Annotated in this window: 19 protein-coding genes; 15 read left to right on the top strand and 4 right to left on the bottom strand. The window is 69.6% G+C overall.

Annotation, left to right across the window (positions count from 1 at the left end; translation table 11 throughout):
• The first annotated feature begins 44 nt into the window (after positions 1 to 44).
• The 3 genes from ACFFGY_RS01515 (at position 45) to ACFFGY_RS01505 (ending at position 3,744) form a co-directional block, all read left to right on the top strand.
• Entirely contained in the window at positions 45 to 1,058 is a 1,014-nt protein-coding gene (locus ACFFGY_RS01515) for a TRAP transporter substrate-binding protein (RefSeq protein ID WP_377042596.1), read from the top strand.
• A gap of 72 nt (positions 1,059 to 1,130) precedes the next feature.
• Entirely contained in the window at positions 1,131 to 3,020 is a 1,890-nt protein-coding gene (locus tag ACFFGY_RS01510) for a TRAP transporter large permease (RefSeq protein ID WP_377042595.1), read from the top strand.
• 1 nt (position 3,021) lies between these two features.
• The gene (locus ACFFGY_RS01505) at positions 3,022 to 3,744 is read left to right on the top strand and encodes a GntR family transcriptional regulator (RefSeq protein ID WP_377042594.1); all 723 of its coding nucleotides are present in this window, start codon (positions 3,022 to 3,024) and stop codon (positions 3,742 to 3,744) included.
• Positions 3,745 to 3,823: 79 nt separating this feature from the next.
• On the opposite strand, the gene ACFFGY_RS01500 is transcribed toward ACFFGY_RS01505, so the two are convergent.
• The 3 genes from ACFFGY_RS01500 to ACFFGY_RS01490 form a co-directional block, all read right to left on the bottom strand.
• The gene (locus ACFFGY_RS01500; RefSeq protein ID WP_377042593.1) at positions 3,824 to 5,140 is read right to left on the bottom strand and encodes an MFS transporter; all 1,317 of its coding nucleotides are present in this window, start codon (positions 5,138 to 5,140) and stop codon (positions 3,824 to 3,826) included.
• A 286-nt stretch (positions 5,141 to 5,426) separates the two neighbouring features.
• Positions 5,427 to 5,885, bottom strand: a complete 459-nt coding sequence (locus ACFFGY_RS01495; protein ID WP_377042592.1) for a group III truncated hemoglobin — start codon at positions 5,883 to 5,885, stop codon at positions 5,427 to 5,429.
• Positions 5,886 to 6,006: 121 nt separating this feature from the next.
• Complete coding sequence (locus ACFFGY_RS01490) at positions 6,007 to 8,067, bottom strand: alpha/beta hydrolase domain-containing protein (RefSeq protein WP_377042591.1); 2,061 nt, start codon at positions 8,065 to 8,067, stop codon at positions 6,007 to 6,009.
• Between the two features lie 219 nt (positions 8,068 to 8,286).
• Here ACFFGY_RS01490 and ACFFGY_RS01485 point away from each other — a divergent pair, with 219 nt between their 5' ends.
• The 5 genes from ACFFGY_RS01485 (at position 8,287) to ACFFGY_RS01465 (ending at position 12,432) form a co-directional block, all read left to right on the top strand.
• Positions 8,287 to 9,195, top strand: a complete 909-nt coding sequence (locus ACFFGY_RS01485) for an acetamidase/formamidase family protein (RefSeq protein ID WP_377042590.1) — start codon at positions 8,287 to 8,289, stop codon at positions 9,193 to 9,195.
• Positions 9,196 to 9,567: 372 nt separating this feature from the next.
• Positions 9,568 to 10,200 (top strand): hypothetical protein, encoded by a 633-nt coding sequence (locus tag ACFFGY_RS01480; protein ID WP_377042589.1) that lies wholly within the window; start codon positions 9,568 to 9,570, stop codon positions 10,198 to 10,200.
• A 12-nt stretch (positions 10,201 to 10,212) separates the two neighbouring features.
• Entirely contained in the window at positions 10,213 to 10,842 is a 630-nt protein-coding gene (locus ACFFGY_RS01475) for an SMI1/KNR4 family protein (protein ID WP_377042588.1), read from the top strand.
• A gap of 66 nt (positions 10,843 to 10,908) precedes the next feature.
• Positions 10,909 to 11,115 carry a hypothetical protein gene (locus ACFFGY_RS01470; protein ID WP_377042587.1) on the top strand — a complete coding sequence of 69 codons (207 nt, stop codon included), beginning with the start codon at positions 10,909 to 10,911 and terminating at the stop codon, positions 11,113 to 11,115.
• Positions 11,116 to 11,250: 135 nt separating this feature from the next.
• On the top strand, positions 11,251 to 12,432 hold the full coding sequence (locus tag ACFFGY_RS01465) for an amidase (RefSeq protein WP_377042586.1): 1,182 nt from the start codon (positions 11,251 to 11,253) through the stop codon (positions 12,430 to 12,432).
• A 541-nt stretch (positions 12,433 to 12,973) separates the two neighbouring features.
• Here the strand turns inward: ACFFGY_RS01465 and ACFFGY_RS01460 are convergent.
• Positions 12,974 to 14,194: a LacI family DNA-binding transcriptional regulator gene (locus tag ACFFGY_RS01460; RefSeq protein ID WP_377042585.1), complete on the bottom strand. Its 1,221-nt coding sequence runs from the start codon at positions 14,192 to 14,194 to the stop codon at positions 12,974 to 12,976.
• A gap of 80 nt (positions 14,195 to 14,274) precedes the next feature.
• On the opposite strand from ACFFGY_RS01460, the gene ACFFGY_RS01455 reads away from it, so the two are divergent.
• From ACFFGY_RS01455 to ACFFGY_RS01425, 7 genes are read left to right on the top strand one after another with little or no spacing between them, the layout of a single operon-like run.
• The gene (locus ACFFGY_RS01455; protein ID WP_377042583.1) at positions 14,275 to 15,522 is read left to right on the top strand and encodes an ABC transporter substrate-binding protein; all 1,248 of its coding nucleotides are present in this window, start codon (positions 14,275 to 14,277) and stop codon (positions 15,520 to 15,522) included.
• Between the two features lie 34 nt (positions 15,523 to 15,556).
• Positions 15,557 to 16,432, top strand: coding sequence for a carbohydrate ABC transporter permease (locus ACFFGY_RS01450; RefSeq protein WP_377042582.1), 876 nt, complete (start codon positions 15,557 to 15,559; stop codon positions 16,430 to 16,432).
• The gene (locus ACFFGY_RS01445; protein ID WP_377042581.1) at positions 16,429 to 17,334 is read left to right on the top strand and encodes a carbohydrate ABC transporter permease; all 906 of its coding nucleotides are present in this window, start codon (positions 16,429 to 16,431) and stop codon (positions 17,332 to 17,334) included. Before ACFFGY_RS01450 ends, ACFFGY_RS01445 begins: the two co-directional genes overlap by 4 nt.
• 5 nt (positions 17,335 to 17,339) lie before the next feature.
• Positions 17,340 to 18,413, top strand: a complete 1,074-nt coding sequence (locus ACFFGY_RS01440) for an ABC transporter ATP-binding protein (protein WP_377042580.1) — start codon at positions 17,340 to 17,342, stop codon at positions 18,411 to 18,413.
• A 2-nt stretch (positions 18,414 to 18,415) separates the two neighbouring features.
• On the top strand, positions 18,416 to 19,213 hold the full coding sequence (locus ACFFGY_RS01435; RefSeq protein WP_377042579.1) for a sugar phosphate isomerase/epimerase family protein: 798 nt from the start codon (positions 18,416 to 18,418) through the stop codon (positions 19,211 to 19,213).
• Between the two features lie 6 nt (positions 19,214 to 19,219).
• Complete coding sequence (locus tag ACFFGY_RS01430) at positions 19,220 to 20,353, top strand: Gfo/Idh/MocA family protein (RefSeq protein WP_377042578.1); 1,134 nt, start codon at positions 19,220 to 19,222, stop codon at positions 20,351 to 20,353.
• Positions 20,353 to 21,411, top strand: a complete 1,059-nt coding sequence (locus ACFFGY_RS01425) for a sugar phosphate isomerase/epimerase family protein (protein ID WP_377042577.1) — start codon at positions 20,353 to 20,355, stop codon at positions 21,409 to 21,411. The genes ACFFGY_RS01430 and ACFFGY_RS01425 overlap by 1 nt, the downstream gene beginning before the upstream one ends.
• The last annotated feature ends 12 nt before the right edge of the window (positions 21,412 to 21,423 follow it).

The raw sequence follows: 21,423 nt of genomic DNA, 5'->3' as shown, positions 1-21,423 counted from the left end.
TGGCCGCGGGCCGGCGAGCCTTCGCGAGCCCTGGAGGAAACGGAATGTCGGTTCTCATGACGCGGCGCGGCCTGGGGGCCGTTCTGGGGGCGGGTGTCCTGTGTGCTCCCTCGCTCCGCCGGGCGCAGGCGCAGAGCGCGAAGTACCGGCTGCGCTACGGCACGGCCTTCCCGTCCGACCATCCCGGCGTCAAGCGCATCCAGGAAGCCGCGGCCGCCATCAACAAGGACACCGGCGGCCAGGTCGACCTGCAGGTCTACCCGAACAGCCAGCTGGGCGGCGAAGCCGACATGTTCACCCAGACGCGCTCGGGCGCGCTGGACTTCATGTCGACCTCGGGCGTGAACCAGACCGTGGTGCCGGTCGGCGGCATCAACGCCGTCGCCTTCGCCTTCGAGAGCTACGACAAGGTCTGGGCCGCCATGGACGGCGACCTCGGCGGCTTCGTTCGCGCGCAGTTCGGCAAGGTCGGGCTCTTCGTGCTGCCGAAGATGCTGGACAACGGCTATCGCAACATCACCACCAGCGCGCGCCCGATCAACAACCCCGGCGACCTGAAGGGGCTGAAGATCCGCGTTCCCGGCAATCAGCTCTGGGTCACGGCCTTCAACGCGCTCGGCGCCTCGCCCACCTCCATCAACTTCGGTGAGCTCTACGCCGCCCTGCAGACGCGCGTGGTCGATGGCCAGGAAAACCCGCTGGCGCTGATCGACAGCGCCAAGCTCTACGAAGTCCAGAAGTACATCGCCCAGACCGGTCATATCTGGGACGGGCACTTCATCTTCGCCAATGCCCGCCGCTGGAACGGCATGCCGGCCGAGATCCAGAACGCCGTCGCCAGGAACCTGACCGACGCCGCCGAGAAGCAGCGGGCCGACATCGCGACGCTGAACGACAGCCTGGTGCAGTCCCTGACCAAGGCCGGGGTGACCTTCAACACGCCGGACAAGCAGCAGTTCCGCGAGGTGCTGAAGAACGCCGGCTTCTACACGGACTGGAAGAAGCGCTTCGGCGACGAGGCCTGGTCGATGCTGGAAAAATATACCGGCGCTCTCTGATCCGGCCGGGGAGGCGCCCCGGCGCCCTCCCCATCCAAGCCCGACAGTGCTTCAGGATCAGGATCCCCCCTCATGAGCCACCTCCCCACGGATGTTGCCGGAGCCGATGCGGTCGGCAGCGCGGCCGCCTCCCCCGGCGCTCAGGTCCTGCGCTTCCTTGACCGGGCGGTGACCAAGGTCACGGAAGCCGTGGCGGCGATGCTGGTCCTGGCGGAGGTCGTGGTGCTCGGCTCCAGCACCGCGGCGCGCTACCTCTTTGACAGCCCCTTCACCTGGTCGGACGAGCTGGCGACGCTGCTCTTCATCTGGCTGGCGGTGCTGGGCTCGGTGGTGGCGCTGCGCCGTGGCGAGCACATGCGCCTGACCGCCTTTATCCGTGACATGGCGCCGCACCGCCGCGCCTGGCTGGACGCGGTGGCGATGATGCTCGTCGCGGCGGTGCTGCTGTCGCTGGTGCTGCCGGCCTACGAGCATTTCGAAACGCTGAACGAGGGGCTGAGTCCGGTCCTGCAGATCAGCGAGGGCTATCGCGGCGCCGCGATCATCACGGGCGTCGTGCTGATGCTGATCACCGCCGTGCAGAACCTCGCGCGGATCGCCAACTGGAAGCAGATGCTGGTGGCGCTGCTGCTGGTCGGCGCCGCCACGGCGGTGCTGGAGTATTTCGGGCCCACGATCGAGGACATGGGCAACAGCAACCTGGTGCTGTTCTTCGTGGTCTTCGTGGTGGGCTCCATGGTGATCGGCATGCCGATCGCCTTCGCCTTCCTGCTGGGCACCGTAGGCTTCGTCGCCTTCGCCACGACGATCCCGGTCTCGATCGTGCCGGGGCGAATGGATGAGGGCATGTCGCACCTCATCCTGCTGGCCGTGCCGCTCTTCGTGCTGCTGGGCGCGCTGATCGAGATGGCCGGGCTCGCGCGCGCCATGATCGCGCTGCTGGTGGCGATGATCGGTCACCTGCGCGGCGGGCTGCAATATGTGCTGCTGGGCGCGATGTACCTGGTGTCCGGCATTTCCGGCGCCAAGGCCGCGGACATGGCGGCGGTGGCGCCGGCCCTGTTCCCTGAGATGCTGAAGCGCGGCAACAAGGAGGGCAACCTGACCTCCCTGCTTTCGGCCTCCGCGGTGATGTCGGAAACCATCCCGCCCAGCATCGTGCTGATCACCGTGGGCTCGGTCACCGGCGTGTCCATCGCGGCGCTGTTCACCGGCGGGCTTTTCCCGGCCGTGGTCGGCATGGTCGCGCTCTGCGTCGTGGTGTTCCTGCAAACGCGCGGCGAGGACGTTTCGCACGCCCCGCGCTACGGCTGGGCACAGCGCTTCCGGCTGCTGCTGGTGGCGCTGCCCGGCCTTGGCCTGCCGGTGGTGATCCGCACCGCGGTGGTAGAGGGCGTCGCCACGGCGACCGAGGTGTCCACGATCGGGATCGTCTACACCGTGCTGATCGGCCTGCTGTTCTACCGCCAGTTCGACTGGCGCAGGGTTTATCCGATCCTGGTCGAGACCGCGTCCCTGTCGGGCGCGATCCTGCTGGTGGTGGGTGCCGCGACGGCCATGGCCTGGGCCCTGACGCAGTCGGGATTCTCGCAGGACCTGGTGCAGCTGATGGCGGCGGTGCCGGGCGGCAGGATCGGCTTCCTGCTGGTGTCCGCCCTGGCCTTCGTGATCCTGGGCAGCGTGCTGGAGGGCGTGCCCGCCATCGTGCTCTTCGGGCCGCTGCTCTTCCCGATCGCCGGCATGATGGGCGTCAACCCGGTGCACTACGCCATGCTGGCGGTCTTCGCGATGGGCTTCGGCCTGTTCACGCCGCCCTTCGGCGTCGGCTTCTACCTGGCCTGCGCGATCGGGCGCGTGTCGCCCGACGTCGCGATCCGCTCGGTCTGGCCGCACCTGGCTGCCTTGTTCGTGGCCCTGCTGCTGATTACGCTGATCCCCTGGATCTCGACCGGCTTCCTGTAGGATGTCGTCGTTCTCCCCGGCCGGGATGGAGGCTGCCGCGACCCAAGGCACTGATGCTTATTCCTGGCGGTCGATCTACACCGCCCTGCGGCAGGAGATCGTCACGCTCCGCCTGCGGCCAGGGGAGCGACTGTCCGAGAACGAACTCGCGGCACGCTTCGGCACCAGCCGCGCCCCGGTGCGCGAAGCGCTGATCCGCCTCGTCGAGGACGGGCTGATCGACGTGCGTCCGCAGCGCGGCAGCTTCGTGAACCGCATCTCGCTGAAGTCCATGGAGCGTGCCCGCCTCGTACGCGAAGCCCTGGAGATCGCCATCATCCGCCGCGCCGCGGAGCAAGGCATCTCCGAGGCGTCCCGCGCGAAGCTGGAGGATGCGATCAAGCGTCAGCAGGCCGCGGCGGACGACCCGGAAGCTTTCACGCGGCTCGATGACCTGTTCCACAGCGGCTTCGCGGCCGGTGTCGCACTTGAGGGCGTGTGGAGCATCATCGAGCGCGAGAAGGTCCAGTTCGACCGGATCAGGTTCCTGAGCCTGCCCCTCGTGACGCCGGTGGAGGTCCTGATCGAGCAGCACCACGCGATCCTGCGCGCCGTGGTCGAACGTCAGCCCGCCGAGGCGGAAGCAGCCGTGCGTCGCCACATGCATGAGGTTCTGCGCATCGCGGACGGGCTGGCGCAGAAGCACCCGGACCTCATCGTCGTCGACAACGACGTGGACTGCTGAGGCCGTTCTCCGGCCGGCTGCAGCATTGCCAGGTTCCCCTCAGCGGCCGACGCCTCGAGGCAGTGTCGCCGCTGATTGGCTAGCCGCCCCGTGTTCCAGCGCCACTGTTCCTCTGGGCCAGCCACCGGTCGCGCAGAGCCACCACCACGGTGAGCACCATGAAGCCCACGGCGGCGCCGAAGACCCAGCGCGGCGCCTCGTGATCGAGGATCCAACCGAACAGGAGCGGCCCGAGGGCGCCACCGATATTGAAGCCGGTCGAGACGATCCCGAAGACCCGCCCAGACCCGCCGGGGGGCGCGGCCGCCTGCACCATCATGTCGCGTGACGGGGCGATGACGCCGGACAGGAACCCCGCGGCACCCATGACAGCCATCAGCACCACCGGTCCGAGATCGGCCACGGCGACGAGCAGGGTCAGCAGCGCCGTCAGCGCAAAGGCGACGGCGGCGACGTCGCCGTGCCGCCGCGTCCGGTCTGCCAGGAAGCCGCCGACCAGGACGCCAAAGGCGCTGAGCATCAGGAACGCCGTCAGGACGGCGTTGGCCTGGGCCAGGGTTATCCCGTAGCCGCCGACCAGGGCCGCCACCGAGAAGTTCTGGATCGCTCCGGTGGAGAAGCTGAGCAGGGTGAAGAACACCGTCAGCGAGACGATCGCCGGGGTGACGATCGAGCCGCCCGCCGCGGTCGGGCTGCCCGCCGGTCGCCGCCGGGCATCGGCCCCGTCCTGCGCCGCGGGCACGCGCATCGGCAGGATGAGGCCCACCAGAAGAACGCCCGCAAGCCCCACCACGCCGAGTGCCAGACCGGGGCCGCCCAGGAGGGCCAGGCCGATCAGGACGGCGGGCGCGATGGCCGTGCCGAGATAACCGGCAAAGGTATGCAGCGAGAAGGCCCGCCCCAGTTGCGTCTTGGGGATGCCGGCCGAGAGCAGGGCATAGTCAGCCGGGTGGAAGGCGGCATTGGCCAGGCCGGTCAGTGCCGCACCGAAAAGCAGCCAGGGATAGGTCCCGACCAGCCCGATGGACAGGAGGGCCAGCCCTCCGAGGCCCAGGCCGGCCGCGAGCACGCGCCGGGCTCCGATCCGGTCCACCAGGAAGCCGATCGGCGCCTGCGCCACGGCCGAGACGACGTTGAAGACCGTGAGCGCGAGGCCGAGCTCGACGAACCCGACCTGCAGCCTGTCACGAAGGAAAGGGAAGAGGGGCGGGAGAGCAAGGATGTAGACGTGGCTGATCAGGTGCGCCAGGGACACGAGCAGCAGGAGCTGGGTCGTCCCCGCCGGCTGCCCGCTTCCCGGACGCGACTGGGCCTCTTCGCCAACGACGTTCAAAGGGGCCTGACTGGATGACAACGGCCTTCCCTCCCTCATTCCTTGCGATGCTGACCGGATCACTGTTCAGTTTGCCCGCAGTTCGGCGGCCACGCATCCCGCAGCCGGGTGTCGGTACCATCCGGTCCGGATCCGAGCCTCGCTGTGGCCCGCCCGCAGTCCCGCGCCGGGCGGCGGCAGGACGGCGCTCGCCTGGGGCGGCTGAACGTCGGATGGAAAACGTCGATGGCCTGATCCCCGAACCGCCGCAGTCGGCGCAGGGCCGCCGCAACGGGCTTTGAGCGCGAGCAGGCCGGCTGCCTGTGGCAAGCAAGCAGACCACGGCGAGCTTCCCGGCGTTTCCGAGGGCTCAGTCCTCAAGGCCGAGCGGCTTCAGCGGTGCCGGACCTTCCCCACGGTGAACGCTGATGCCGAGGCGGAAGGAGTTCGCGACCCTTTCGGCACGCTCGACCATGAGTGCCGCCACGGCGGGAGGGCAGACCTCTTCGGCGGTGGTGCGGAACAATGCGAGCCAGCGCCTGAAATGCGCGTCCCCGACATCGGGCAGGGCCAGGTGCTTCGGCAAGGGCCTGCCATTGTAGCGACCGCTGCCGAGCAGCAGGGAACTCCAGAAGTCGGCGATGGTGCCGAGATGTGCCTGCCACTTCTCGTCAGGAATGGCGCTCCTGAAGACGGGACCGAGGACCTCATCCTCGCGCACCAGGGCATAGAAGCGGTCGACGACCCGGCGGATCATCGCCTCGTCGATTTTCCCGGAGAACGAAAAGCCCGCCTGCGGCCGGTCGGTCGAAGTCGGGTGTGCCGTCATGCGCGGGCCTCCATCTGCCGGACAACCGGGGTACAGGTCCGGAAACCGCTGCGGTATCCGGAGGGCGTCAGACCCGCAAGCGGCGTGCGTACCTCACGAGAGGCTTCCGTTGACCGGTCGCTCAGCCGCGGCACAGGCGCTCGACCGTGGCACGCCCTGCTCCGTCGCCTGCCGCCTCAGGCAGGTTGCGGCTGGCCGCGGCCTGCGCGATCAGGCGATCCCCATCCGCCGGCAGCAGCACACGCGACGCCACGTCCCGCCTTACCGCGGCCCGGACGGTGCACAGGTAGCCTTCCTGGCTGCCGTAGCGCTCCTCGAGCGAGGGGCGCGGATCACCGGCCGCTTCCCGCTCGGCCCTGGTGCGGGCGAAGGGGATGTACCCGCCGGTGAGCCCGCCGCCGCAGGGCTGGCCGCGGAAGAAGCCGTCGGCGACCACGTTCCAGCCGGTATAGGTGCCAAGCGGCGCCTGATGCAGGACCGAGGGCACGCCCACCGTCTCGTTGCCGTCGGCGTTCACCTTCGGCATCAGCGGCGGGATGGTGCCCCGGATCAGCGGCGGCTGGCGGGTGATGACGCCGGAAAAGTCGTTGTAATTCAGCGCCGTTCCGAAATCGTAGTCCATCACCCCCACCGCCAGCTCGTCGGGCCGCGGCGAACCGGGAATGGCGGGAAAGCCCATCGCCTGCGCCGTGTTGGGGGCGAGCTGCCCGTCACGCAGCGTGGGATAGGCGCTGGGCGGCGGTTCCGTCCCCTTGGTTACCCAATCCACCAGCGCGACCGCGAGCGCGCTCATTGTTTCGGTTTCAGGGTTCGGGTTGCGCGGCAGCACGCAACCGGGCGCCGCGGCCGGGGCGAGCGCGAAGCCGCCCACCTTGTCCCCGTCATGCGTCGTGCCGGGGAAGTAGTAGCGGCGCACGTTGGACGGCAGCGGCAGGTCCTCGTGGCCAGAGGTGCCGGTCAGGGCCGCCGTCATCAGGCGCGCGTTGAACTCGGTGGCGCCGAAGGTTTCGAAGATCAGCGGGCAGGTGTTGCTGGCACGGCAGCGGTCCAGCAGGCCCGCGGCGGGGCGGCCGCGGGCCTTGTCCTCGTAGTGCTCCCACCACAACACGCCCTCGCCACCGGGTTCGTAGAGCGTGCCGCTGCCGCTCGGAACACCGAAGCGTAGGTTCACTGCCGTCAGCCGCCCGGCGATGTGCGGATTGGCGCCGTCGAACACACGCCGCCTTGCCTCGTCCCGGTTGAAGCCCAGGTGCAGAAAGGTCTTCAGCGCGTTGCCGGACTGCGAGATCCCCTGCACGACCGCGTGGGTGATCCGGCCCGCCACCGGGTTCGGCGTGCCGGTGTCGTCCCGCGCCTCGTAGCGGAAGAAGGTCGCGACGTCGCGCATTGCGGCCATCCCGACGCCAAGCACCTTCGGATCACGGGCTTCGTAGCGCAGCTCGTAGAGGAGGGCGGGATCGAAGCCGTCCTTGAGGCAGAGCATCCGCGGGTCCGGCTTGCCGGGAAACGGCGTGTCCGTGCAGTCCGCGAAGGCGAAGTCCGACGACGGCACCTCCCGCACGCCTTCCACCACGCCCGAACGTGTTTCCGACACCTTGGTGACCAGCTGTGCCCGCGTGGTGTCGAGCGAGGCGGCGTCGTAGGGCACCGCGGCCCCCAGCACGACGAGCGGGCGGGAACGCGTGCCCGGCTTCGAGTCGGCCATGCGCGCGATGACCGGGCCGGTGATCGGTGAGCCGTCCGCGTTGGTGGCCGTGGGCACCTGCACCGCCCAGTTGCGGTCGGTCTGCACGAGGTCGCCCTGCCAGCCGCTGATGAGCGCGACGTGCCCGAAGTCGCCGGGCGTGCGGGCGCCCTCCCCGGCCTGCACCGGCGTGCCGCGGTTCACCAGGTCGTACCAGAGCACGCCGCTGGCGCGCGTCATGTTCACGGGCTTGGTGAGGCTGTAGCGGGCCACGTAGTCCACGCGCCCTCGGGCGTTGCGGGGTGCCAGCGTCAGGTCCGTGATGATGCTGTTGGCCGGATCCTCGGGATCGAGCTCGCCGAAGGCCTGACCCGTCAAACGCTCCTGCGGGATGGCGCCGGCGACCGGCTCGGTCGCGTCAACGGTGATCCGGGTGACACGCGCCGCGGCCTCCCGCGTGAACAGGCCGGTGCAGCCCAGAACAAGGGCTCCGAGCACCCACGTCGCCGACCGCAAGCGCGAAGACGTCACGATATCCTCCGTATTCTGTTGTTCTTTCTCGGCAGGAGGTCATCGCCCCCGCACGGAGTCAAGCGGAACGGCGGGCGCCGCTGCCCCGGGGTTGCTCTTGACCACCCCCAGGGGTGGTTCCTAGCGTTCCGGCCACACTGGCGCGCGTGACACGACCTGCGCTGGGACGAACTCCCGGGAAACCAGATGGCCACGCACCGCTTTCATCCGCTCCGCTACTTCAACGTCATCGGCACCGCCGAGCCATGCCTGCGCATCTCCGACGGCGACACCATCATCACCGACACGGTCGACGCGTCCGGCCTTGACGCGCACGAGGCCGCCGTCGCGCAGCGGCCGAACCCGATGACGGGCCCCTTCTTTGTCGAAGGCGCCGAACCCGGCGACACGCTCGCCGTGCGCATCGACCGGCTGACGCCGAGCCGCGCAACGGGCTGGACCTACTCGCCCCTTTCCCACACCGTGCTGGACCCGGCCGCGATCGCCGATCAACCGTCGCAGCAGCGCGCGGTCTGGAGCATCGACCGCGAGGCCGGCACCGTCCAACTGCGGGAGCCCGTGAAAGGGCTGGAGACCTTCTCCCCGCCGCTGCAGCCGATGATCGGCTGCTTCGGGGTTGCTCCGGCCGGCGGGCAGGCTCTTTCCACGGCGACCAGCGCACGCAACGGCGGCAACATGGACTACCGCCTGTTCGCGCCGGGAACGACCGCCTGGTTTCCGGTGTCCGTGCCGGGCGCCCTCTTCTATCTCGGCGATGGCCACGCCTGCCAGGGTGACGGGGAGATCGTGGGCACGGGGATCGAGACCTCCTTCGAGATGGAGGTCACGCTGCGGGTCCTGAAGCGGACGATCGGCTGGCCGCGCGGCGAAACGGCCGACGACATCTTCACCGTCGGCAACGCCCGGCCGCTCGATCAGGCGCTGCAGCACGCCACGACGGAGATGCTGCGCTGGCTCGGCGAGGACTACGGCCTGGACAGCCGGGCGGCCAGCCACTTGATGGGGCAGGTCGTCCGCTACGACGTCGGCAACGTGTTCAATCCCGCCTTCACGGTCGCCTGCCGCATCGCCAGGCAGTGGCTGCCGAAGCTGTAGCGCGAAGGCTGCCGGAACCTGCTTCGCGCACGCCGCCACCGGAGCGACGTCCGAGGTGGCCTCAGCCTGCGAGCCGGATCTACCCGCGCCGATGGCAGCCAGTCAGGCTGCCATCCGCCAGTTCGGCGACGCGACGCTTCTGATCAGCCACGCACGAGGGACACACGGGCAACGCGCCCCTGGTCGATGCGTGCGACTGCCCGGCCTGCGCCTTGCCCACCGTGGCTGGCACAGGCCCGGTCACCGCCTGGCTTCCGGTGGCGGAACGGCCCCTCGCCGGCGACGGGCCGGGCCCTACGCCTCAGCGGCCGCGAAAGCCTGCGCGACCGGCGCTTGACCATGCGCCATCCTGGCGATGCTCTAGGTCCCGTCATGCAAGCGATGCCTCAGGAGGTCGACCCGCTGCGGCAGGCGATGGATGCGGTCGCCGCCATGGTCGCCCGCAGCGACCAGCGCCATTGGGCCGCGGTGCTGGAAGGGCTGGCCCGGCGGCTGGAGCGGGAGCCCGCCGCCGTCGCCCGCGCCGTCCTCGCCCTCTTCGAAGGGCCGGGCGCCTGGAACCGGGTGGTGACGGAAGGCGACTGGGCGCTGGACAGCATCGTCCTCACCACCGATGGCGTGGCCAGGGACCGCCCCGGCGTGAGCTGGGAGGAGGTGCTCGCCTATCCCCGCCTGCGCCACGCGATGTACCGGGCCGCCCTGGCCCTCTGGCTCGCGCGCGGGGAGCACGCGCCGCTGCCGCGCGGCGAGGGAGCGCCGGAGAAGCTCGCGGACTACGGCTGGGGCTGCGAGATCTGGGCGCGAGGAGGCCGCTTCCATGCCCGCTACGACCGCGGCGGGCATCAGGCTGCCTGGCGGGTGGATGAGATCTCCGAGGATGAGGCCCGGCAGGGCCTGCTCGGCGGCAAGCACTTCTCCTTCCTGCTGATCGCGATCGAGGCGCGCCTGAAGGCCTCGGGGATCGACCCCTACGAGGGCAGCCCGCATCCCCTGCCCGCCCCCTGACGGAGCCGTTGAATGGACCTGGACACTGCCCTCGACAGCTGGCTGCGGCGTCACGCGGAGAATGGCTCCGCCGTCAGCGCCTTCCTCAACCCGCCCGCGACCGGGGCCGCCCTCGACGCGGCGGAGGAGCGCATCGGCCTCGCCCTGCCGCCAGACCTGCTCCGCCTCTGGCTGCGGGCCGACGGGCAGCGGGCCGTCTTCGACATCACCGACCCCTCGCCGGGCCGCCTCCTCTGCCCGCTCTTCGGCAGCTACAGCTTTCTTTCCCTCGGTAAGGCGCTGGAGGCCTACGCGGGCTGGCTGGACGTGTATGCCGGCGGCGGGCCGGAGTTCGATACGGCCTTCAACGACGAGGTGAGTGTCCAGCGACGCGACGGGGATCCCGTGTACCGGGAATACTGGCGGCCGGGATGGCTGCCCTTCTCGGAAGATGGTGGCGGCAACGCCTATGCCGTGGACCTTTCGCCAGCACCGGGTGGCGCCTACGGGCAGGTGATCGTGATCGGCCCCGACGAGGACCTGCGCCGCGTCCTGGCGCCCTCCCTGACCGCCTTCCTCGCCGAGGCCGCCGCACGCATCACGGTGTTCGCCTCTTCCAGCGGCGAGGGCCCGATCCTGTTCTTCGACATGGAGGACCGGTGATCCGCCACTGATCCCTGCCGCTCTCCTCTCGCCATGCCGGCCTTGGCAGCGGAGCTGCCACGGGACGTGGTGGCCTTCATCGCCCGGCGCGACCGCTGCGATCACGTCCGCGGCGAGGAGGCCGACGATCCAGCCCGCGCCGCCGTCCTCGCCCGCGCGCTGGAGCGGAATTGCAGGGGCACGGATGCGGATCTGGCCCGGCTCAAGCGCCGCCACGCCGGCAACCCCGCCGTCCGGAGCCGGCTGGACGGCTACGACCCGCGGATCGAATGATGCGCCGCCCCCTCGTTCAGCCGCCGGCACTCCGAGGAACCCCGCGCAGGCCGCGCATCCTGTTGCGACCAACCACCTCGCAAGGCTTCGACCGCGCCCGGCACCGATGAGACCCTGCATGGCAAGGACACCGCAGTGACCGCCGACCTCAACGCCTTCACCCATGGCCCGCAGCCACGCCTCGCCGGTACGCCCGGTGGTCCGCTCGCGGGCCTCAGCTTCGCGGCCAAAGACCTGTTCGACGTGGCCGGGTTTCCCACCGGCGCGGGCAATCCGGACTGGGCCCGCACGCACCCCGTACCGCAGCGCCACGCCGCCGCCGTGGCCGCGATGCTGAGGGCCGGCGCCGAGCTCATCGGCAAGACACAGACCGACGAGCTCGCCTTTTCGCTCAACGGCGAGAACGCGCATTACGGCACGCCGGTGAACCCGCGGGCACCGGGCCGCATCCCGGGTGGTTCGTCCTCGGGCTCGGCCTCGGCGGTGGCGGGCGGGCTGGTGGACACGGCGCTGGGCACCGACACCGGCGGCTCGGTGCGGGTTCCAGCCTCCTATTGCGGGTTGTTCGGCATCCGCACCACGCACGGCGCCGTGTCGGTCGCGGGGCTGGTGCCCTTGGCGCTCCGCTTCGACACGGTGGGCTGGTTCGCCCGCGATGCCGACACCCTGCGGCGCCTGGGCCCGGTTCTGCTGCCGGAGGGTTCCGCGCCACCGGCCGCGCGGCTGGTGGTGCCGCGCGACGCCTTCGCGCTGGCGGACAGCGCCGTGGGCGCCGCGCTGGTCCCGGCGCTGGAGGCTCTGTGCGCACGGCTGCCGGCCACCGAGGCGGTGCTCGCGCCGCGTGGGCTGGCAGCCTGGATGGCCGCCTTCCGCACGCTGCAGATGCGCGACATCTGGCGGACCCACGGCGCCTGGATCGAGCGGACGCAGCCGCGCTTCGGCCCCGGCGTGCGGGAACGCTTCGCCGCCAGCGCCAAGATCACCGACGCCGCGGTGGCGGAGGCCGAGGCCACGCAGGCCGAGGTGCGTGCCCGGCTGGACGAGCTGCTCCTCCCGGCGACGCTGCTGGTGCTGCCCAGCGCGCCGGGCATCGCGCCGCGCCTCAACACGCCGCCGGCAGAGCTGGACGAATTCCGCGCCCGCGCCATGTCGCTCACCTGCATCGCGGGGCTGGGTGGGTTGCCGCAGGTCTCGGTGCCCCTGGGGGAGGTGGAGGGTTGCCCCGTGGGGCTCTCGTTCATTGCGCCTCGTGGGGCCGACCGTGCGCTGCTCGACTTCGTGGCGGAACATGCCGCCGCGAGAAGAGCGGGCTGCTGATCGGCCCGGGACGGAAGTTCCCCATGGTTTCGTGTCAGCGCGGGTCCTTCACCAGGCGAGGCGCATGGCTGAGGCTTGCGGCCCTGAGCGCAGCAAGGAATGGCGCATCTGGAGCACACCACGTTGCTTATCCCCGATGGGTCACCAGGATCTGCGCGAGAAGCCGGGGAACTTCGATGAGCCGCACACTCTGCACCGTGCGCCTCGCCTTTGCTGTCTGCCGCGGCTGCCTTGCCGGAACAAGCCTCCGCACAGAGCGGCCCCACGCCGCTGCGGATCGAATCCTACGTCCCCGGTATTGCCTTCTCCGCCATGCAGGCACTGCCTCGCGCGGCGGCCACGCAGTGCGCGGACTGTGTCCAGCTCATGGGCAGGACAACCTCGCCCGCCGCCGCCCAGGTGGCCGCCGCGGGCTGGGCCGTCACCGGGGAGGCCACGCTGGGCCGCTTCCGGGCGGTGGCCTTCGTCGGGCGCGCGCAGGAAGGCACCAGCGGGAGCTGCCTGCTGACCCAGGGCAACCTCGCCGTCTCACTCCCTTGGTCTAGACACGCTTCCGACCCGGCGCGGCAAAGGCTGCAGCATTTCTTCTTGAAGCGGTCCTGCTGACCACCGCCGTGCTCCCCCGCACCATCAGCTGGTAATCCAGGTTGAGGCGACGTGACCTCAAGGAATCCCCTTCCAGCGCCTCGAGCAGCAGGGTCGCCGCAGCGCGCCCCATCAGCAGCCGTGGCTGACGAATCGTCGTCAGTGGCGGGTCGTAGGCAGCGGCGAACTGGATGTCGTCGAAGCCGGTCACCGAAAGATCACCGGGCACCGACAGCCCTGCCAGCCGGGCGCTGCGGACGACGCCGATGGCGATCTCGTCACTGCAGCAGGCCACGGCCGTCACCGGCCCAAGCGCCGGATGCGTCTGCAGGAGCAGGTGCTGGAGCCCCTTCGCCCCCGCTTCCATGGAATAATCCGCGTGGATCAGCAGGGAAGGGTCGAACGCCACCCTCGCCTCCAGCAGCGCGGTGCGAAAGCCCTTCTCGCGCTCACGGGTCAGGATGTTGTTGGCCGCGGCGCCGATGAAGCCAATCCGGCGATGACCCAGTTGCAGCAGGTGGCGGGTCACGGCGGCCATGGCCCTGACATTGTCGATGGACACCGCCGGTATGCCCGATCGCGGGATATGCTCCGAGATCGCCACGATCCGTTGGCGTAGCTGCGGCGCCTCCGGCACCCCCAGCGGCCTCTGACCCGTGAGCAGCAGCAGCCCGTCCACGGCACCGGTCAGAAGCTGCCGGGTCAATCCTTCCTGACGATTGGGTTGATCGCCCGTGCTGCCGATCAGCACGCCGAAACCGGCCGCCTGCGCCGCCTCCTCCACGCCCAGCACGATCTCCGCGAAGAACGCGTTGGCGATGGTGGGCAGGATCACCAGCAGCTGACGGCTGCGCTGCAAACGGAGCCCGCTCGCGGCCGAATGGACCACGTAGCCGGTACTTCCCACCGCGTGGCGCACGCGGTCGCGCGTTTCCGCGTTCACGAGACTCGATCCGGACAGGACCCGGCTCACCGTTGCGACGGACACGCCCGCGAGGCGCGCCACGTCCGACATCTTGGGACGCTCCCGTGCGTCGCCGCTTTCCACCTTGCCGGGTTGTATGGCCATGAATGCGATGATGCGTCGGCCCCGCGCGGCGGTCCAGAACTTCCGCAACGCAGCATTGAAATCGATTGCATAACCCTCCCGGAACGCGGTAGCGATGGGAAACGGCATCGAAACGGTGCCTTCGCCCCCTCTCGTCCCGGGGGCGCCAAGAAGAACGAGAAGCACAACGCTCTCGGGAGGCAACGCATATGCGTATCGGGTTCCCTGCCCTGGCCGGCGGTGTTGCCGTGGTCATGGGACTTCTTTCCACCCCTGCATCGGCGCAGCGCGCCGACGTCATCCACTGGTGGACCTCGGGCGGCGAGGCCAAGGCGGTCGGCGTCTTCGCGCAGGAATACGGCAAGCGCGGCGGAACCTGGATCGACAGCGCCGTGGTCGGCGGCCCCGCCGCGCGTGCCGCGGCGATCAACCGAATCGCCGGCGGCAACCCGCCCACCGCGATGCAGTGGAACAACCTGGTCAGCGTCCGGCAGCTCGCGGAACAAGGGCTTCTCGCGAATCTCGACGACATCGCCAAGCGCGAGAACTGGGCGGCGAACCTGCCGCCGCTGGCGAATGAGCGCATCCGCAACGACGGGCACGTCATCGCCGTGCCGCTGAACATCCAGGCGGCCAACATGCTGTTCTACAGCACCAAGGTCTTCAGTGACCTCGGGCTGCAACCGCCGAAGAACTGGGACGAGTTCTTCACCGTCGCCGACAAGATCAAGGCGGCGGGGATCATCCCGCTGGCGCTGGGCGTGCAGCCGCCGCAGGTCGTGGCCCTGTTCCAGACGGTGCTCCTGGGATCGGGCGGTGCCGACCTGTACCGTCAGGTCTGGGCGCAGCACGACGCCAAGGCCGCGGGCGGGCCTGAGGTGATCAAGGCCTTCGAGATCCTGCGGCGCCTCACCGGCTACGTCGACGATGGCAGCCCGAACCGCCGCTGGAACGACACCACCTACCTCGTGCAGAACAACAAGGCCGCGATGCAGATCGTAGGCGACTGGGCGAAGGGCGAGTTCATCGCGGGCGGCCTCCAGCCCGGCCAAGGCTTCGGGTGCACGCTGGCCCCCGGTAATGCCGGCTACTACATCACGGTGATCGACGTCTTCGCCTTCCCCAAGGCGACCGGCGCCGAGCAGGTCGCGGCGCGCGAGAAGCTCGCGGCCACGGTGATGGACCCGGCGGTACAGGTCGCCTTCAACCAGCAGAAGGGCGGGCTGCCGGCACGGCGCGACGCGACGATGCCCGCGCTCGACGACTGCAGCCGCCTGGGTGCCGAGATCATCGCGCAGCACCCCGAGAACCTGCTTCCCAACGTCGGCATGGCCTACAACGCCGATGCGGAAGGACAGCTCGGCGACCTGATGATCCGCTACTGGACCACCCCGCGCATGACGGCCAAGGACGCCGCGGCGGAGCTTTCCGACATCGTGGCCGGCGCGGAACGGTAGCGCCGGCGAGAGGCCGAGCACGAGAGGAAGCGGCATGCGCGATTCCTTTTTCCGGAACCTGACCCCACGGCTCGTGGTTCTGCCGGTCGTGCTGGTGATGCTGGTGTGCTTCTACGGCAGCATCGTCTGGACGGCCTACATCTCCACCACGCGCTCGGGGATGCTGCCGAACTACGATTTCGTCGGCTTCACGCAGTACGTGCGGCTTTTCGCGACGCCGCGCTGGATCACCGCCTACGGCAACATGTTCATCTTCGGCGTTCTGATGGTCCTGGGCACCCTGGCGCTCGGGACCCTCCTGGCGATCCTGATGGATGCCAAGCTGCGCTTCGAGAACCTGTTCCGGACGGTGCTGCTCTACCCCCTGTCGATGAGCTACATCGTCACCGGCCTGGCCTGGCAGTGGGTGCTCTCGCCCTCGATCGGCGTGCAGAACTTCGTGCGCCAGCTGGGCTGGCCCGACTTCACCTTCGACTGGATCGTGCAGCGCGACTACGCGATCTACACGCTGGTCTTCGCCGCGGTGTGGCACCAGGCCGGTCTGATCATGGCGATCATGCTGGCGGGCCTGCGCGGCGTGGACGGCGAGATCTGGCGTGCCGCCCGGATGGAAGGCCTTCCCCGCGCGCGCGTCTACTGGAGCATCGTGCTGCCGATGCTCAGGCCACTGATGGTCACCTGCGTGGTGCTTCTCGCGATCGCCGTGGTGAAGAGCTACGACCTCGTGGTCGCCATGACCGGCGGCGGTCCGGGCAACGCGTCCGACCTGCCCGGACGCTTCGTGGTGGACCTGACCTTTGAGCGCGCCAATCTCGGCCTCGCCTCCGCCGCGGCGGTGGTGATGCTGGGCACGGTGATCGCGGCGCTCGCCCCCTACTTCTACTTCGAAACCAGCCGGAGGAGCCGATGAGCGACCTCACCCTCGGCATCCCGCGCGCCATCGCGCGGTCCCGCGGCTCGCGCTTCGCGGGCTCGCAGCGGGCCGGCACCTACGCCTTTCTCCTGCTGGTCTCGCTGGTGTTCCTGATCCCGCTGGCGGTGATCCTGCTGACGGCGGTGAAGCCGATGGCCGAAATCCGCGCGGGCTCCATCTTCCTGCCGCCGATGGCCCCGACGCTGGAGCCCTTCGCCAAGGCCTGGTCCAGCGCCTGCACCGGCCTGTCCTGCAACGGCGTCAGCGCCGGCTTCTGGAACTCCGTCCGCATCGTGGTGCCCTCGGTGCTCCTTTCCGTGCTCGCAGGGGCGATCACCGGCTACGCGCTGGCCCAATGGCGCTTCCGCGGGGCCGACCTGATCATGACGGCGCTGATGCTGGGCGCCTTCATCCCGTATCAGGTGATCCTGTACCCCATCGTGCGGATCTTCAGCACGCTGTCCCTCTACAACTCGCTCGCGGGCATCATCACCATCCACGTCCTCTTCGGCCTGCCGGTGATGACGCTGATCTTCCGCAACTTCTACGTCGGCCTTCCGGTGGAGCTGGTGAAGGCGGCGCGCGTGGACGGCGCCGGGTTCTTCCGCATCTTCTTCAGCATCATGCTGCCCATGTCGCGCAACATCCTCGTGGTGGCGATGATCATGCAGTTCACCAGCATCTGGAACGACTACCTGCTGGGGCTGATCTTCGCGGGGCGCGACAACCTGCCGATGACGGTGCAGCTCAACAACATCGTCAATTCCACCATGGGCGAGGTCGAGTACAACGTGAACATGGCGGCGACGCTGCTCACCGCCCTGCCCCCTCTCCTCGTCTACTTCCTGTCCGGCCGCTACTTCGTCAGCGGCATCACCGCCGGCGCCGTGAAGGGGTGATCCATATGTCGGGTATCAGCATACGCGGCCTGAACAAGTCGCACGGGCCGCTGCACGTCCTCAAGAACATCGACCTCGACGTCGCACCGGGGGACTTCACGGTGCTGCTGGGTCCATCGGGCTGCGGCAAGTCGACGCTGCTCAGCGCCGTCGCGGGCCTCGACCCGATCGACAGCGGCAGCATCGAGATCGGCAGCGTGGACGTCACCGAGACCGATCCCAGCCGGCGCGGCATCGCCATGGTGTTCCAGTCCTACGCCCTCTACCCCACCATGACGGTGCGCCGGAACCTGTCCTTCGGCTTGCAGGTCAAGGGCACGCCGCGCGCCGAGATCGAACGTCGCGTGGCGCGCGTGGCCGGGATGCTGCAGATCGAGCAGCTGCTGGACCGCAAGCCGGCGGCCCTGTCGGGCGGGCAGCGGCAGCGCGTGGCCATCGGGCGGGCGCTCGTGCAGGAAGCGCGCGTCTTCCTGTTCGACGAGCCGCTGAGCAACCTCGACGCCAAGCTGCGGACCGAAACACGGGTGGAGCTCAAGCGCCTGCACGGGCAGCTCGGCGCCACCATGCTCTACGTCACGCATGACCAGATCGAGGCGATGACGCTGGCGACCCGCGTCGCGGTGATGCGGGGCGGTCAGGTGGAACAGTACGCCACGCCGGAGGAGCTCTACGAACGCCCCGCGACGCTGTTCGTGGCAGGCTTCGTCGGATCGCCCGCCATGAACTTCCTTCGTGGCACGCTGCGCGCGGACCGTGGCGTGGAGGTGGGCGGACACGTCCTGTCGCTGGAGGACTACAACTTCCTGGCACCCCCGGCCCCGGGACGCGAGGTGATCCTCGGCCTGCGGCCGGAACACGTCCGTCTGGCCGGCGCCGGGGATACGGACACCGTGCCGGCCCTGACACTCTTCATGGAGCCGATGGGGGCCGACACGCTGGGCTGGTTCGACCTGGCCGGGCAGCGCCTGTCCGCCCGCCTTTCGCCGCAGCGGGCCCGCGGTACGGAAGGTCCCGTGCAGCTCGCGCTCGACCTGGGGCACGCCTCGCTCTTCGATCCCGCGAGCGGGGAGCGCCTTTGATCATGACCGTTGCCACAACCAAGGGAAACACCGTGACCGACACCGATCAGCTCTCCATCCAGCTCTACACGCTGCGCAGCATGGGCGAGGTCGACCGGGTGCTCGACGCCGTGGCGGAGGCCGGCTACCGCCACGTGGAAGCCGTGGGCGGCCACCTGGAGGATGCCGCTGGCCTGCGCGCGAAGCTGGACTCGCGGGGGCTGCACACCTCGTCGTCCCACGTCAGCATCGCGGCGCTGCGCGAGAAGCCGGAGGCGATCCTCGAGGCCTGTCGGACGCTGGGCTTCGAGGACCTGTTCATGCCCTCCGTCCCCCCGGCGGAGCGCCAGTCCGGCGCGGACTACTGGCGCTCGCTCGGCGCCGAGCTCGGGGCGCTGTCGGAGCGCTTCGAGCGCGAAGGGGTCCGCCTCGGCTACCACAACCACAACTGGGAGCTCACGCCCAAGGAAGGCGGTCGCAACGCGCTGGAACTGCTGTTCGAGGCCGCGGGGTCGAGCCCGCTGCGCTGGCAGGCGGATCTCGCCTGGCTGATCCGCGGTGGTGCCGATCCGGCCGATTGGATGGCGCGCTACCGCGACCGCCTCACCTCCGTTCACGTCAAGGATCTTGCTCCTGAAGGGCAGAACGCCGAGGAGGATGGCTGGGCCGACGTGGGGTCGGGCGTGATGGACTGGCCGACCCTGTGGCGCACGGCGCGTGAGAACGGCGCGCGGTGGATGGTGGTGGAACACGACAAGCCCGCGGACCCCGCCGCCAGCGTGCGCAACAGCTTCCGCTTCATCAGCGGCATGAAGGGCTGAAGACCGATGCGTGAAACGGTGATCGGCATCATCGGCTGCGGCGTCATCAGCGAGGCCTACCTCAAGGGTGCCGGGCGTTCCGACCTGCTGCGCGTCAAGGCCGTGGCGGACCTGCGGATGGAGGCGGCGCAGGCACGCGCGGCGGAATACGGCTGCGCCGCTCTGTCGGTGGACGATCTGCTGGCCGACCCAGAGATCGAGATCGTCCTGAACCTTACCGTGCCGGTGGCGCACGCGCCGGTTGACCTGCGCATCCTCGCGGCGGGCAAGCACATCTACTCCGAGAAGCCGCTGGTGGCGCGCTTCGCGGAAGCGCGCGAGGTGTTGCAGGCGGCCACCGCCCGGGGCCTGCGCGTCGGCTGCGCCCCCGACACCTTCCTCGGCGCCGGGCATCAGGCCTGCCGCCGCGCCGTGGATGAGGGCCGCATCGGGCAGGTGATCGGCGGCGCGGCCTGCGTCGCCTCGCGTGGCATGGAGCGCTGGCATCCGAACCCGGAGTTCTTCTTCAAGCCTGGCGGCGGGCCGGTGCTGGACCTCGGTCCCTACTACATCACGCAGCTGGTGAACCTTCTCGGTCCCGTGTCGCGCGTGGCGGCCGAGGCGACGCGCGGCTATCCCACGCGCACCGTGGGAAGCGGCCCCTTGAGCGGCAGCAGCATCGAGGTGGAGGTGCAGACCACGGTCAACGGCACGCTGCTCTTCGCTTCGGGCGCCAATCTTTCGATCACCACGAGCTGGGACACCTGGAAGACGCGCCGGCCGCCGATCGAGATCTACGGCACCGGGGGAAGCCTGCAGAACCCGGACCCCAACTTCTTCGGCGGCGAGCCGATGCTGACGCGGGAGGACGGCGAGTGGGAGCCGCTGCCGATCGGGGCGCATCCCTTCGGCATCAACAACCGTGTCACCCGCCTGGGCAAGGAGGTCGCGGACTACCGGATCATCGGGCTGCTGGACATGGCCGCCGCGCTGCAAACGGGCCGCCCGCACCGCGCCAGCGCCGAGATGGCGCTGCACGTGCTGGAGGTGCTGGATGCGCTGGAACGCTCCGCCGCGGAAGGCCGGCACATCCACGTTGAAAGCCGCTGCGAACGCCCCGAGGCGCTGCCCACCGGCACGGGCGAGGAGGTGTTCCGCTGATGCAGACCATCCGGGGTCCCGCAATTTTCCTGGCGCAGTTCGCCGGCACGGAAGCGCCGTTCAACACCCTGCCGGCGATCGCGCGCTGGGCTGCCGATCTGGGCTTCGTGGGGGTGCAGATCCCCTGCACCGGCGCCGACTTCATCGACCTCGACCGCGCCGCGGAAAGCCGCACCTATTGCGACGAGCTGCGCGGCACACTGCGGGAAGCGGGCGTGGAGATCACCGAGCTTTCAACCCACCTGATCGGGCAGCTCGTGGCCGTTCATCCTGCCTATGACGAGGCCTTCGACGGCTTCGCCCCGGCCGCGCTGCGCGGCAACCCGCGGGCGCGGACCGAATGGGCGACGGCGCAGATGCACAAGGCCGCCCGTGCCTCCGCCAACCTCGGCCTGTCGGCGCACGCGACCTTTTCCGGCGCGCTCGCCTGGCCCTACATCTATCCCTGGCCGCAGCGCCCGGCAGGGCTGGTGGAGGGTGCCTTCGCCGAGCTCGCACGGCGCTGGCGGCCAATCCTGGACAGTTTCGACGACGCGGGCGTCGACGTCTGCTTCGAGCTGCATCCGGGCGAGGACCTCCACGACGGCGTCAGCTACGAGCGCTTCCTCGCGGCGGTCGGCAACCACCCGCGGGCCAAGATCCTGTACGACCCCAGCCACTTCGTGTTGCAGCAGCTCGACTACCTCGGCTTCATCGACCACTACCACGAACGGATCGGCGCCTTTCACGCCAAGGACGCGGAGTTCAACCCTTCCCCGCGCCAGGGTGTTTACGGCGGCTACGCATCCTGGCTGGAGCGGGCGGGACGCTTCCGCTCGCTGGGCGACGGGCAGGTCGATTTCGGCGGCGTCTTCTCGCGCCTCACGCAGCACAATTTCGGGGGCTGGGCGGTGCTCGAATGGGAATGCTGCATCAAGGCAGCCGAGGTCGGAGCGCGCGAGGGCGCAGCCTTCATCCGGCGGCACATCATCCCGGTGACGGAACGCGCTTTCGACGACTTCGCGGCCGCCGGCACCGACGAGGTGGCCAACCGCCGCATGCTGGGCCTCGACCGCTGAGCACAGCCCGTG

The organism is Roseomonas elaeocarpi, from assembly GCF_042433915.1.
GTDB lineage: Bacteria > Pseudomonadota > Alphaproteobacteria > Acetobacterales > Acetobacteraceae > Roseomonas > Roseomonas elaeocarpi.
The sequence above is the reverse complement of the archived record's forward strand: the minus strand, read 5'-3'. Positions and strand labels throughout refer to the sequence as shown.

Excerpts from the sequence above, each read along its gene's own strand:
- ACFFGY_RS01515 (WP_377042596.1), top strand. The coding sequence starts at position 45 with ATGTCGGTTCTCATGACGCGGCGCGGCCTGGGGGCCGTTCTGGGGGCG.
- ACFFGY_RS01510 (WP_377042595.1), top strand. The coding sequence starts at position 1,131 with ATGAGCCACCTCCCCACGGATGTTGCCGGAGCCGATGCGGTCGGCAGC.
- ACFFGY_RS01505 (WP_377042594.1), top strand. The coding sequence starts at position 3,022 with ATGTCGTCGTTCTCCCCGGCCGGGATGGAGGCTGCCGCGACCCAAGGC.
- ACFFGY_RS01495 (WP_377042592.1), bottom strand. The coding sequence starts at position 5,885 with ATGACGGCACACCCGACTTCGACCGACCGGCCGCAGGCGGGCTTTTCG.
- ACFFGY_RS01485 (WP_377042590.1), top strand. The coding sequence starts at position 8,287 with ATGGCCACGCACCGCTTTCATCCGCTCCGCTACTTCAACGTCATCGGC.
- ACFFGY_RS01480 (WP_377042589.1), top strand. The coding sequence starts at position 9,568 with ATGCAAGCGATGCCTCAGGAGGTCGACCCGCTGCGGCAGGCGATGGAT.
- ACFFGY_RS01475 (WP_377042588.1), top strand. The coding sequence starts at position 10,213 with ATGGACCTGGACACTGCCCTCGACAGCTGGCTGCGGCGTCACGCGGAG.
- ACFFGY_RS01460 (WP_377042585.1), bottom strand. The coding sequence starts at position 14,194 with ATGCCGTTTCCCATCGCTACCGCGTTCCGGGAGGGTTATGCAATCGAT.
- ACFFGY_RS01455 (WP_377042583.1), top strand. The coding sequence starts at position 14,275 with ATGCGTATCGGGTTCCCTGCCCTGGCCGGCGGTGTTGCCGTGGTCATG.
- ACFFGY_RS01450 (WP_377042582.1), top strand. The coding sequence starts at position 15,557 with ATGCGCGATTCCTTTTTCCGGAACCTGACCCCACGGCTCGTGGTTCTG.
- ACFFGY_RS01445 (WP_377042581.1), top strand. The coding sequence starts at position 16,429 with ATGAGCGACCTCACCCTCGGCATCCCGCGCGCCATCGCGCGGTCCCGC.
- ACFFGY_RS01440 (WP_377042580.1), top strand. The coding sequence starts at position 17,340 with ATGTCGGGTATCAGCATACGCGGCCTGAACAAGTCGCACGGGCCGCTG.
- ACFFGY_RS01435 (WP_377042579.1), top strand. The coding sequence starts at position 18,416 with ATGACCGTTGCCACAACCAAGGGAAACACCGTGACCGACACCGATCAG.
- ACFFGY_RS01430 (WP_377042578.1), top strand. The coding sequence starts at position 19,220 with ATGCGTGAAACGGTGATCGGCATCATCGGCTGCGGCGTCATCAGCGAG.
- ACFFGY_RS01425 (WP_377042577.1), top strand. The coding sequence starts at position 20,353 with ATGCAGACCATCCGGGGTCCCGCAATTTTCCTGGCGCAGTTCGCCGGC.